Raw genomic sequence first — 13,178 nt, 5'->3', positions numbered from 1 at the left:
ATGATTAAAAATTTTATAAACAGACCGGTTTTATCAACTGTAATCTCGATACTGATCGTCATCTTGGGAGTGCTGGGACTTTATGCACTTCCGGTAACGCAGTATCCGGATATTGCTCCGCCCACAGTAAGTGTAAGAGCGAATTATACAGGTGCCAATGCCGAAACGGTCATGAAAAGTGTGGTCGTGCCTTTGGAGGAGCAGATCAATGGAGTGGAAGGGATGGACTATATTACCTCAACAGCAGGGAATGACGGTTCAGCACAGATCCAGGTATTTTTTAAACAGGGAATCGATCCGGATATTGCGGCGGTAAACGTGCAGAACCGGGTTTCGAGAGCCAGTCCGCTATTGCCTAGCGAAGTTACCCGTTCCGGGGTGGTTACGCAGAAACAGCAGACCAGTGCCCTGATGTATCTTTCGTTTTATTCCGAAAATAAAAACATCGACGACGTTTATCTTCAGAATTTCCTGAACATCAATGTGATCCCGGATTTACAGAGGATCAACGGGGTGGGGGAAGCCAACGTTTTCGGAGGTAAAAACTACTCGATGAGGGTATGGCTGGACCCGGCAAAGCTAGCAGCTTACGGTATTACGCCTACTGATGTTACGACAGCCATCAATGAACAGAGTAGAGAAGCAGCTGCCGGATCTTTAGGACAGAACAGCGGAAGCTCATTCGAATATATCATTAAATACGTAGGTAAGTTCAACGAGAAAGAGCAGTACGATAATATCATCATTAAGGCCATGCCAGACGGGCAAAACCTGATGCTGAAAGATGTGGCGAAAGTAGAACTTGGCGGTCTTTCCTACAGCGGTGTCGGTGAAAACGGAGATAACCCGTCCATCAGTATGGGGATCTTCCAGACTCCGGGATCCAATGCCCAGGAAATTATCGAGAACATCAAAGCACAGTTGAAAGCTAAAGAAAGCACATACCCGGCAGGAATTAAATATACCTTTAACTTCGATACCAATGAGTTCCTGGATGCATCAATTGAGAAAGTAATCCATACCTTGATTGAAGCATTTATCCTTGTATTTATTGTCGTTTATATATTCTTACAGGATTTCAGATCTACGTTGATCCCTGCGATTGCCGTTCCGGTTTCTATTGTAGGGGCATTCTTCTTCCTGAATTTATTCGGATATTCCTTAAACCTTTTAACCTTATTCGCTTTGGTACTGGCAATCGGTATTGTGGTGGATGATGCGATCGTTGTCGTCGAAGCCGTTCACGCCAAAATGGAACATGGCATTCCCGACGCAAAAAAAGCAACGATTGAAGCAATGGATGAGATTACGGGAGCAATTATCTCCATTACTCTTGTAATGGCTTCGGTATTTATTCCGGTTACTTTTATTACCGGTCCTACCGGGGTTTTCTATCAGCAGTTCGGGGTAACGCTTATCGTAGCGATCTTTATTTCTGCAGTGAATGCCTTAACGCTGAGCCCGGTTTTATGTTCATTATTCCTAAAGCCGCATGATGAGCACCACAAAGAATACAAACAGCTGAATTTCATTCAGAAGTTCTTCTATAAATTTAATATCGCCTTCAAAACGACAACAGAGCGTTACGGAAGAGGCTTTATTTTCCTTTTAAGACATAAATGGGTAACCTTAATTATTTTCGCGGTGACCGGCGGTATTTTATACTGGGCAAGTGCCACCATGAAAAAGGGGTTTGTTCCAACGGAAGACAGGGGGATTATCTTTACCGATGTTCAGCTTCCGCCGGGAGCTTCTATGGAAAGAACGTATAATGTTCTTAAAACCCTGCAGAAAGAAGCCCTTAAAATTCCGGGAATCCAGAATGTAACGATTTCTACCGGACGTGGTTTACTTTCCGGAAACGGAAGCAACAACGGTCTGGCGTTTATCAAGCTGAAACCTTTCGACGAAAGAAAAGGAGATTTGAGTTCAGACAATATTACCAAACAGCTTTTCGGGATTTCCGCGAAGGCACCCGATGCAAAAGTTGTTTTCTTCCAGCCGCCGAGTGTACCCGGATTTGGTAACAGTGCCGGTTTCGAAATGGTGTTGCTGGATAAGTCAGGAGGTGATTTTGCGGAACTGGATGCAAAAACCAACGAATTTATCGGAAACCTGATGAAAAGACCAGAGATCGAGTTTGCCCAGACTTCCTTTAATACGAAATACCCGCAGTACCAGATGGAAATTAACGTTCCTCTTGCGAAGCAGCTGGGCGTTTCCGTAAACAGTATTCTGGAAACAATGCAGGGATATATCGGTGGTATCTATAGTGCCGACTTTACAAAATATGGAAAGCAGTTCCGGGTAATGATCCAGGCACTGCCGGAAAACAGAAAAGATGCGAGTGACCTGAACCAGCTGTATGTAAAAACAAGCTCAGGAACCATGTCTCCGATTTCACAGTTTGTTACTCTAACAAAGACGTACGGACCGCAGTCGGTTGGGCGTTATAACCTGTTCAGCTCGGTTAAAATTACCGGAGCCAACTCGGCAGGATATAGTACGGGGGATGCTATCGGAGCTGTTCAGCAGGTAGCAAGCCAGACGCTTGATCAGAATTACGGGGTAGAATTTACGGGACTTTCAAGAGAGGAATTATCTTCAGGTTCTCAGACGATTCTGATTTTTGCCTTGAGTTTAATCTTTGTTTATTTTATTCTTGCAGCCCAGTATGAAAGTTATATCCTTCCATTAACCGTTGTTATTTCTCTTCCTCTTGGGGTAATGGGAGCTTACTTCGGCCAGAAGATCATGGGACTGGAAAACAACATTTACTTCCAGATCGCCCTTATTATGTTGGTAGGGTTACTGGCGAAAAATGCGATCCTGATTGTTGAATTCGCTGTTCAGAGAAGGCATCACGGGGAATCCATTGTTATGTCTGCCATTAATGCGGCAAAAGCAAGGCTAAGACCGATTCTGATGACCTCATTTGCATTTATCTTCGGTTTATTGCCGTTGGTTCTCGCAAGCGGGATCGGAGCAGTGGGTAACAGATCGATTGCTACCGGAGCAGCAATCGGATTACTGATCGGAACCATTCTGGGACTTTTTGTTATTCCTGTATTGTATGTTATTTTCGAATATTTGCAGGAGAAAGTGAAGCCGATTAAAGAAAAAGAGATCAATTTAGCAGAATAAATTAAGTCAGCTCAGGATTTATAAACGTGTAAAACGTACCTATGGGCCTGAGCTTTAAACCTTATATTCAAATAATGAAAAGTATTTTAAACATCATAAAAGGAATTACATTTTCGGTGGCCGTTCTTGCAGCTGTATCATCCTGTATGGCGAGAAAAGAATATCACAGGCCGGATCGTGTAGTGGACGAAAAGCTATACCGTACCGATATGCTTCCAACAGACAGTACGAACATCGCGAATGTTTCCTGGAAAGAGATTTTTACAGATCCGATACTTCAGGGGCACATCAACAAAGCCCTGGAAAACAATCTGGACATCAGAATTGCATTGCAGAGTATTTATTCAGCAGAGTCATATCTGAAACAGAGCAAAGCAGCTTATCAGCCTACCATATCGGTGGGGCCCAACTATACCTTCCAGACCCAGTCGATCAATACCCAGTTTGGGCAGATTATCGGGGAAAGACGTTACATCAACCAGTTTGATATTACAGGAAGTATTGCATGGGAAGCTGACATCTGGGGAAAGTTGAAGGCTCAGGAAAAAGCACAGCTTGCTACTTATCTGGGGACTGTAGAAGCACATAAGGCTGTAAAAAGCGATCTTGTTGCTTCCGTGGCATCTTCTTATTATCAGCTGCTAACGTACGATGCTCAGAAGAAAATTATTACGGAAACCATAAAATTACGCGAACAGAACCTGGAAACCACCCGGGCCTTGAAAACCGCAGGAACTTTAACAGAGGTGGCTGTTCAGCAAAGTGAAGCGTTGGTGTATAATGCCCAGTCTTTACTGATTGACGTTGATACACAGATCCAGCTGTTGGAAAATACCATGAGCCTGCTCATGGGCGAACCTTCCGGTACCATTGCACGTTCTACATTGGAAAGTCAGAACCTTCCGATTGACCTGAAATTGGGATATCCGGCACAGCTATTGGCCAACAGGCCCGATGTAAGAAGAGCGGAATATAATCTGATGAATGCTTTTGAGCTGACTAATTCAGCGAAAGCACAGTTTTATCCGACTTTACGCCTTACGGGCAGCGGAGGAGTTCAGTCTGTAGACATCGATCATCTTTTCAGTGTGAATTCCCTGTTTGCAACTGTGGTGGCCGGTCTGGCTCAGCCTATTCTGAACAGGAGATCGATCCGGACCAATTATGAGATAAGTCTTGCCAACCAGGAAACGGCTTATCTAAATTTCAGAAAAGCCATCCTGAATGCCGGAAAAGAAGTGTCCGATGCGATCCGCGTTTATTCGGTTCAGGACTCTTACATCGATCTTAAGCAGAAAGAGCTGGATTCATACAAGAAATCCGTGAACTATTCACAGGAATTGGTTAATTACGGGATGGCCAATTACCTGGAAGTATTAAATGCAAGCGTAAACGCATTGAATGCAGAATTAAATATCGCCAATGCAGAATACAACAAAATGAGGGCTGGCGTTGAGCTTTATCAGGCTCTCGGAGGCGGCTGGAGATAATTTAAGTACCCATAAAACAGAGGCACATGCAGATTTCCTGCATGTGTCTTTTTATTTAGCATAAAAAAAATTATAAAAATCAAAAAATAAATCGGTGATTATCAGCTATTATTAAATTAAATGCAATAAAAAGTTTGTATATGTGAATTAAATACTTACTTTTGTACCGCTCAGAAACAGAGACCAATAAAAATGGGGGATTAGCTCATCTGGCTAGAGCGTTAGACTGGCAGTCTAAAGGTGACGGGTTCGATCCCCGTATCCTCCACAATATTTTGTCAAAGGATAAAAACGACATAAAAACTATGAAGAAAATATTTTTACTTTTTTTGACAGCTTTTTTATTCATCGGTTGCAGCAAAGATGACGATACGATCTACGATTTTATCGGAACCTGGGCCGGAACTTATGAAGGAACCGAGAAGGGAGACTGGAACATCGTCGTAGCTACTGACGGAAAAGTGACAGGAACCATGCATTCCGACCAGACTACGGAAAACTACTATATCTCAGGATATCTTAGCGAGTCAGGTGAATTGAATGCCACCATCGGTTCTCCTGAAGACGGAAGTTTTAAAGGAACGCTGACAAGAGAAGATAAAAAAGCCAACGGAACATGGACCAACGCGGTACCTGCAACGGTAAGATCCGGAACATGGAAAGGGGCTAAAACATCTAAGTAAAAAGATTTTCACAGTACACACAGGCTGTCCGTATTTCGGACAGCTTTTTTTTATGGTTTATTTCCAAAAAGCCTCCTGAAATCTGATCCCACAAAAACATAATTTGTTTATATTTGTACGCAGTGTAAATTAAAGGAAGTATGATGTACAGAATCTTTTGCAGAAATCAGGCTACCCGCAGTCTATTGGTTTTATCCGCAGTATCTTTAGTTGTGGTCTCGTGCGGAAGTTCAAAAAATGTTTCATCGAAGAAAAATACCTCCTCTAAAAGTATTGCCAAAGCCGAAAATCTCCGTAAGCTGGATTCCAGATTCAACGGGAAAATTCCAAAATCCATTAATGAACTTCTGAAAGATGCTGAAAAATACCTTGGCGCTCCTTATAAATTTGGAGGAAACACGTCATCCGGATTCGACTGTTCGGGATTTGCCCTGAAGGTTTTTGAGGAAAATAACTATAAGCTTCCGAGAAGATCTGCAGACCAGGCCGAAACGGGAAGTCAGATCGACATCAGGGAAGTAAAGCCGGGTGATCTTCTGTTCTTTGCAACAGCAGGCGGAACAAAAGTGTCCCATGTAGGAATCGTTCATGATATCGGAAACGACGGCGAAGTGCGGTTCATCCATGCTTCTACCACCAAGGGCGTCATCATTTCGTCTTTAAATGAAACCTATTGGAATAAAGCCTATCTGCATGCCCAGCGTGTTTTGTAAATGTGATAAAGTACATTACCCAAAATAAGTACTGTTGTTTTTCTCATACGATTCTGCTCTAAACCTTCTTCTGAGTCTTAATCTTTACCTAAACTTTTGTATCTTTGGCGGCGTATAATTTTTAATTTAATTAAATAAAACATGTCGTTACAACAAACTATTGAAAATATCTGGGACAACAGAGAATTACTACAGAATGAAGACAGCCAGAAAGCCATCAGAGAAGTGATTTCCCTGGTTGATAAAGGAGAACTGCGTACTGCTGAGCCAACGGAAAACGGATGGCAGGTAAACGAGTGGGTAAAGAAAGCTGTCGTAATGTATTTCCCGATCCAGAAAATGGAAACCATTGAAGTGGGCCCGTTTGAATTTCATGACAAAATGCCTTTGAAGAGAAACTATGCTGAAAAAGGAGTAAGGGTTGTACCGCATGCTGTAGCCAGAGAAGGAGCTTACATCGCTCCGGGGGTGATCATGATGCCGTCTTACGTTAATATCGGTGCCTACGTAGATTCAGGAACGATGGTGGATACATGGGCAACCGTAGGAAGCTGTGCGCAGATCGGTAAAAACGTTCACTTAAGCGGTGGTGTAGGAATCGGTGGCGTTTTGGAACCGCTTCAGGCTGCTCCGGTAATTATCGAAGACGATTGTTTCGTAGGTTCAAGATGTATCGTTGTTGAAGGCGTTCACGTTGAAAAAGAAGCGGTATTGGGAGCCAACGTTGTACTTACGGCATCTACCAAAATCATCGATGTTACGGGCGACACTCCGATAGAAATCAAAGGAAGGGTACCGGCAAGATCGGTGGTTATTCCGGGAAGCTATACGAAAACATTCCCTGCAGGAGAATATCAGGTTCCATGTGCGTTGATTATTGGTAAAAGAAAGGAATCCACAGACAAAAAAACGTCTTTGAATGATGCGTTGAGAGAGAATAATGTTGCTGTTTAAGATGATTATTTTAAACTAAAACCTCACGTCTTGAAAGAAAAATTTCTTAAAATACTTGTAAACCCTAAATATATATTTGGGGTTTATCTTATTATAGCTGTTGTAACAGCCGTTTCCAAATATCTGAGAGGGAATTCCATCAACAATTACCTCATCTTTAAGAATGTATTTTTTAATACTCTCAACGAAAGAAATCTTTATCTGCAGTATCCCGATCTGTATCAGGATTCCAACCATTACGGGATATTTTTCAGCATTCTGATTGCGCCTTTCGCATTGATGCCGGACTGGATGGGAATCTGCCTGTGGAATGTTGCCAATACGGCCATTTTTCTCTACGCCATCTACAAGCTGCCTTTTTCAGATCCTAAAAAAGCGCTGTTTGCTTTGTTCTGTTTGCAGGAATACATTACTTCATCGCTGTATTTTCAGTTTAACATTGCGCTGGTGGCTCTTCTTATGCTGGGTGCCGTTTATATTTATGAAAACAGGGAAAAGAGTGCCGCCGCAGCCATGATGGTTGGTTTTTTTGTGAAAATTTACGGTATCGTTGGACTGACGCAGTTTTTCTTTATCAGAAACAAATTGAAATATATTTTGTCAGCCATTGTTATTGCAGTGTTGTTCTTTGTGGTTCCGATGATTTATTCGAGCCCCGGATTTGTGGTACAGAGTTATGCAGACTGGTTCCAGGCATTGGCCGAAAAGAACGGGCAGAATCAGGGATTAACTTCCTATCAGGATATTTCCTTAATGGGATTTGTAAGACGAATTCTTGGCGATGCTTCGATTTCCAATCTTACATTTCTGGCTTTTGGGCTACCGCTTTTCGCGCTCCCTTATATCAGGATCAAACAGTATAAAAATTATGCATTCCAGCTGATGATTCTTGCTTCCACCTTGCTGTTTCTGGTACTTTTCAGCTCAAGTTCGGAATCGCCGACGTATATTATTGCTGTCGTAGGGGTAATGGTCTGGTTTTTCCTTCAAAAACAGCGGACCCCTGTTACCATCGGGCTATTGGTTTTCGTGATTATTCTGACGTGTTTCTCAACTTCGGATTTGTTTCCGAAATTCGTAAGAGAAAATTACATCATCAAATATTCCCTGAAAGCCGTACCTTGTATTGTTGTTTGGTTTAGGGTAATTTATGAGCTGCTAACCAAAGATTTTGAAAAAGATTACCGTCTAAACTGATTACATGAAAAAGATTTCTATCGTAATTCCTGCCCATAATGAAGAAGGCAATGTGGCGCTAGTCCATCAGAAAATTAAAGAAGTTTTTGATGGATTAAGCCATTATGATTTTGAAGTTATTTTTGTAAATGACGGCAGCAGAGACAATACCCAACAGAAACTCGAAGAACTTTCTGCAATACATCCGGAAGTGAAATTTATAGAATTCTCCAGGAATTTCGGCCATCAGCCTGCCGTAAAAGCAGGAATTGATAATGCCCACGGCAATGCGGTGATTTCGATGGACGGCGATCTTCAGCATCCACCGGAAATGATCCCGGACATGATCCGCAAGTGGGAAGAAGGCTATGATATCGTTTTTACCATAAGAACGTATCCGAAGCAGATTTCTTATTTTAAAAGAAAAACGTCCGACTTTTTTTATAAACTCTTATCCAGTCTCTCTGATGTCAATTTAACCAAAGGCGGTGGATCGGATTTCAGACTGATGGATGCCGGGGCAGTAGAAGTAATGAGGGGGCTGAATGAAGACGATCTTTTCCTGCGTGGCCTTACCAGCTGGATGGGCTTTAAACAGACCGGAATTGAGTTTACCGCCAACGAAAGGCTTTCCGGAGAAAGCAGCTACAATCTCAAAAAAATGATTACTTTCGCCTTCACTGGGATTACGGCATTTAGTGTAAAACCGCTTTATATTGCGGCTTATCTGGGCTTTTTGTTCTCTCTTTTTTCGGTGATCATTTATGCCGGTTATGTAATTTATTCATTTTTAACCCATACGGAAATTTCAGGCTGGGCTTCGCTGATTATGACCATCGTCTTCTTCGGAGGATTACAGCTGATTATTTTAGGAATCATCGGGATTTATTTAGGCAAAATATTCAAGCAGGTTAAAGAAAGACCCAATTACATCATCAAAAACAAAAACTTTTAAATGGTTTTATTAAGTTTTGACATCGAGGAATTTGATATGCCGTTAGAATATAAGGGCCGGATTCCTTTCGAAAAACAAATTTCAATTTCGCAAACAGGGCTTGAACGGATTTTAAATATACTTAAAAAGCATCAGGTAAGAGCTACCTTTTTTTCTACCGTAGTTTTTGCGGAAAACAGCAGACCTCTGATTGAAAGATTGTTGAATGAAGGCCATGAACTGGCTTCTCATACCTGGTTCCATTCCGATTTTGAAGAAAAGCATCTGAAGGAATCCAAAAACAGGCTTGAAGGACTGTTCTCTACAAAAGTAACCGGATTACGGATGCCCAGGATGATGCCCGTTAGCAAAAATGCCGTTGAAGATGCAGGATATTCCTACAATTCTTCTATCAATCCCACGTTTCTCCCCGGAAGGTATAACAACCTGAAAGTTTCGAGAACCTATTTTAAAGAAGGAAAAGTAACTCAGATTCCCGCTTCGGTTTCACCGAATTTCAGGATTCCGCTGTTTTGGCTGAGCTTTCATAATTTCCCGTTGTCCTTCTATAAAAAATTAGCTTCGGATACGCTGAAAAAAGACCGTTATCTCAACGTTTACTTTCATCCGTGGGAATTTGCGGAGATCAAGGATGAAGACTTCAAACTACCCGGTTTTACGGTGAAAAATTCAGGACAGGATATGGTGGAAAGATTTGAGGAATTTATTTCCTGGCTAAAAAATAAAAAATATAATTTCGGAACTTTCCAGGAATTTCAAAAACAGATCGAATCATGAAGATAGCATATGATGCCAAACGCTTTTTCCACAATACGTCCGGACTAGGAAACTATTCCCGCGACCTGGTGCGAATGTTATCCCAGTATTTCCCGGAAAATGAATACCTTCTTTTAAATAAAAACAAATCTGAACGGGGCTCTGAAATTGTACAGCGTTCCAATGTCCGTTTTGTAGAAACTTCTAAAGGGAGGATGTCGCGACAGTTTAAAATGGGTAAGGATGCACAGCAGTTAGATGCCGATATTTTTCATGGATTATCCGGTGAACTGCCCTTGAAATGGGATGGGAAGCCAATAAAAAAAGCAGTTACGATTCACGATCTGATCTTCTTACGGTACCCTCAGTATTATTCGTTTTTCGACCGTCAGATCCATCTTTGGAAATTCCGGAAAGCAGCTGCCTCTGCAGATAAGATTATTGCGATTTCGGAACAGACCAAACGCGATATCATTCAGTTTTTAAAGGTTCCCGAAACCAAGATAGAAGTGATTTACCAAGGCTGTCACCAGGCTTTCAAAGAGCAGCAGTCTGAGGAATTTATCATGAATACCCGAAATAAATTTAGTCTTCCGAAAAAGTTTATACTGAATGTAGGAACCATCGAGGAGCGTAAAAATCTGCTGAATGTGGTTAAGGCATTAAAAGGTTCGGATATTCCATTGGTGGTGATAGGAAAAAAAACAAGCTATTTCAAAAAGGTAGAACGGTTTGTTCAGCAGAATAACATCAGAGTTCATTTTCTGGAAGGTGTTTCCATGGATGAACTGGCTGCCATCTATAAGCTGGCGCAGATCTTTATCTATCCAAGCTTTTTTGAAGGTTTCGGAATTCCTGTCATTGAAGCTTTGTTTTCAGGAACCGTAGTCATTACCAGCAATACCAGCTGCCTTCCTGAAGCGGGCGGGCCCGATTCTGTATATGTTGATCCGAAAAATGTTTCTGATATCCGGGCAAAAATCCTTTTCCTCTGGGAGAATGAAGCGGAATGTAAACGGCGTGCTGACAAAGGCTTCAGCTTTGTTCAGAGATTTAGCGATGAGACAATCGCAGGGCAGCTTATGCGGTTTTACAGAAGCCTTATCCATTAAGATCTATAAAAATATTATAAAACAAAAACGTCCGGAAATAAGTTCCGGACGTTTTTAATTGATATTTGAAGATCATATCTATTCCACTTCGAAAGGAACGGCATACATCTGAACATACGGACCGTAGCTTCCCGGATCAAACCTGAAACGGATGCTTCTAGTTGCCGTGCTGGACCAGTTTCCACCGGACATATACACCCAAAGGTACAGTGTTGTAGGCTGTGTAATATTCACGGCGATATTTCCTGATCCGTAATAATCAGGATTTGCGGAAGCCGCATTATATAACCTCGGAATAATAATGGACTTGATCGGAGTGAGGTAATCCGGTGCGGTATTGGCCGATGAAGACGTCGAAAGAAAAACAGAGGCAAAACCGTCATTGGCATTCGAAGAAGCGGCATTAGAGCCTGTCGGGGCACACCACATGGTAAAATTCACTTGGTACTTTCCGGGGGACAACGTGACATAAGCACCTGAATAAGCAATCCGCTGATCTCCGGAAATCAGAGGATCATCAATCGTAGCGACCGTCTGTTCGGTGGTCGGGATGGTAGCTAATTTTGCAAAGCTTGTTCCGGGAGCAGCCCATCTTGCATTTCCACTGGAATCGGAAGTCAGTACTTTTCCCAGCCCTTCGGAAGTATCGGTAATTTTAAGGGCATTTCCTGATCCCGCATTGATTTGAAGTTTTGCAGATGGGGCAATAGTTCCGACACCGATATTTCCGTTGGCATCAATGGTGACATCGTTAAGCTGTTGAGAAGCCGAAGGAGCGCCTGTCGTGGGATTATCCTTTGCACCGTCTACATGAAAAGTCGTTTGAGGATTTGTTGTATTAATGCCAACCTGAGCGTTCGAAATAAACGGAACGAGGCACATTACCGTTAGTAGTTGTTTTACCATTTTCAGTATTTAAATTAATTATTTCCGATTGATACAGACAGATATTGATCTACTTAGACCGTATATTTTAGAAAAAGCAAATATATCAAAAGCTGCTGATAAACGGCGATAAAATAAGGATTTACATCAGTTGATTGAGTTGATTATTTTACCGGTAAATAAAAAAAACGTACAAATATTTGCACCGGTCAGAAATAATCCTTTACCTTTGCAGTACAAATTTCAACAATGAAACCGAATTTTTTAACCGTACATCATTATCATCATCATCTCTGCTAAGACGGAACTGATTGATATGTTACAATGTTAAAAATCAAAATAAAGAAAACCGTCTGAGTAAACAGGCGGTTTTTTTGTTTCCCAATTCTTCCCGGGCAATTGGTTTCAATAAATTCATTTTGGTTTACTCAGGCACAGCAAAAGTGAAAATAATGAGTAAATTAAAAATAGCCATACAAAAAAGCGGAAGGCTTTATGAAGAATCGCTTCAGCTGCTTAAAGACTGCGGCATTTTCATCAACAATGGAAAAGATCAGCTAAAGGTTTCCGTAGATAATTTCCCGATGGAGATCATGTACCTCCGCAATTCTGATATTCCCCAATACCTGGAAGATGGCGTAGTGGATGTCGCCATTGTCGGAGAAAACCTTTTGGCCGAAAAGCAGAAAAACATAGAGATTGTCCAGCCTTTGGGATTTTCAAAATGCAGGGTTTCCCTAGCCATTCCGAAAGAAATTGAAACCGATGACATCAGCTATTTTCAGGGCAAAAAAATTGCAACCTCCTATCCGAATACGTTAAAAAAATTCCTTCAGGAAAATAATATTTCAGCAGACATCCACATCATTTCCGGCTCGGTAGAAATCGCCCCGAACATAGGACTTGCAGACGGGATCTGTGACATTGTGAGTTCCGGAAGCACCTTATTTAAAAACGGGTTAAGGGAAACCGTTATGCTCCTGAAATCTGAAGCGGTCTTGGCAAAAACAGCGGCACTGGATGAAGAAAAAACCAAAATTCTGGAAAAATTCCTGTTCAGGATAAAAGCGGTTTTAAAAGCAAAAAACTCGAAATACATCCTGATGAATGTTCCGAATGATAAAATCGGGCTGATCTCCAAAACTCTTCCCGTACTGAAAAGCCCGACCGTGATTCCGTTGGCGGAGGAAGGGTGGAGCAGCATACATTCCGTGATCGATGAAGAAAGGTTTTGGGAAGTGATCGATGAATTGAAGGAAAAAGGAGCCCAGGATATTCTGATAATTCCAATTGATAAAATGGTGATCTAG

Annotated in this window: 11 protein-coding genes and 1 tRNA gene; 11 read left to right on the top strand and 1 reads right to left on the bottom strand. The window is 41.8% G+C overall.

All coding sequences use genetic code 11. The features are described 5' to 3' along the window. The 10 genes from QE422_RS12735 (at position 1) to QE422_RS12690 (ending at position 10,983) form a co-directional block, all read left to right on the top strand. Positions 1-3,144, top strand: a complete 3,144-nt coding sequence (locus QE422_RS12735; RefSeq protein ID WP_307458909.1) for an efflux RND transporter permease subunit — start codon at positions 1-3, stop codon at positions 3,142-3,144. Positions 3,145-3,218: 74 nt separating this feature from the next. After that, a complete protein-coding gene (locus tag QE422_RS12730) occupies positions 3,219-4,634 on the top strand; it encodes an efflux transporter outer membrane subunit (protein WP_307458907.1) in 1,416 nt (471 codons plus the stop codon). A gap of 194 nt (positions 4,635-4,828) precedes the next feature. After that, a tRNA-Ala gene (locus tag QE422_RS12725) sits at positions 4,829-4,902 on the top strand. Between the two features lie 37 nt (positions 4,903-4,939). Next, positions 4,940-5,317, top strand: coding sequence for a hypothetical protein (locus QE422_RS12720; protein WP_307458904.1), 378 nt, complete (start codon positions 4,940-4,942; stop codon positions 5,315-5,317). A gap of 143 nt (positions 5,318-5,460) precedes the next feature. Further along, positions 5,461-6,030 carry a C40 family peptidase gene (locus QE422_RS12715; protein WP_307462365.1) on the top strand — a complete coding sequence of 190 codons (570 nt, stop codon included), beginning with the start codon at positions 5,461-5,463 and terminating at the stop codon, positions 6,028-6,030. 141 nt (positions 6,031-6,171) lie between these two features. Further along, positions 6,172-6,984 (top strand): 2,3,4,5-tetrahydropyridine-2,6-dicarboxylate N-succinyltransferase, encoded by an 813-nt coding sequence (locus QE422_RS12710; RefSeq protein WP_307458901.1) that lies wholly within the window; start codon positions 6,172-6,174, stop codon positions 6,982-6,984. A 30-nt stretch (positions 6,985-7,014) separates the two neighbouring features. Beyond that, positions 7,015-8,181 (top strand): glycosyltransferase family 87 protein, encoded by a 1,167-nt coding sequence (locus QE422_RS12705; RefSeq protein WP_307458899.1) that lies wholly within the window; start codon positions 7,015-7,017, stop codon positions 8,179-8,181. Between the two features lie 4 nt (positions 8,182-8,185). After that, positions 8,186-9,115, top strand: coding sequence for a glycosyltransferase family 2 protein (locus QE422_RS12700; protein ID WP_307458897.1), 930 nt, complete (start codon positions 8,186-8,188; stop codon positions 9,113-9,115). Beyond that, entirely contained in the window at positions 9,116-9,892 is a 777-nt protein-coding gene (locus QE422_RS12695; RefSeq protein WP_307458895.1) for a polysaccharide deacetylase family protein, read from the top strand. It abuts the gene before it with no gap. Continuing rightward, the gene (locus tag QE422_RS12690; protein WP_307458892.1) at positions 9,889-10,983 is read left to right on the top strand and encodes a glycosyltransferase family 1 protein; all 1,095 of its coding nucleotides are present in this window, start codon (positions 9,889-9,891) and stop codon (positions 10,981-10,983) included. Before QE422_RS12695 ends, QE422_RS12690 begins: the two co-directional genes overlap by 4 nt. Before the next feature lie 78 nt (positions 10,984-11,061). Here the strand turns inward: QE422_RS12690 and QE422_RS12685 are convergent, their stop codons facing one another. Next, positions 11,062-11,889, bottom strand: a complete 828-nt coding sequence (locus QE422_RS12685) for a hypothetical protein (protein ID WP_307458889.1) — start codon at positions 11,887-11,889, stop codon at positions 11,062-11,064. A 431-nt stretch (positions 11,890-12,320) separates the two neighbouring features. On the opposite strand from QE422_RS12685, the gene hisG reads away from it, so the two are divergent. Continuing rightward, complete coding sequence (gene hisG / locus QE422_RS12680; RefSeq protein WP_307458884.1) at positions 12,321-13,178, top strand: ATP phosphoribosyltransferase; 858 nt, start codon at positions 12,321-12,323, stop codon at positions 13,176-13,178.

Origin of the sequence: Chryseobacterium sp. SORGH_AS_0447, assembly GCF_030818695.1 — a bacterium.
GTDB lineage: Bacteria > Bacteroidota > Bacteroidia > Flavobacteriales > Weeksellaceae > Chryseobacterium.
Note: the sequence above shows the minus strand (reverse complement) of the source record. Positions and strands in the feature narration are given on the sequence as shown.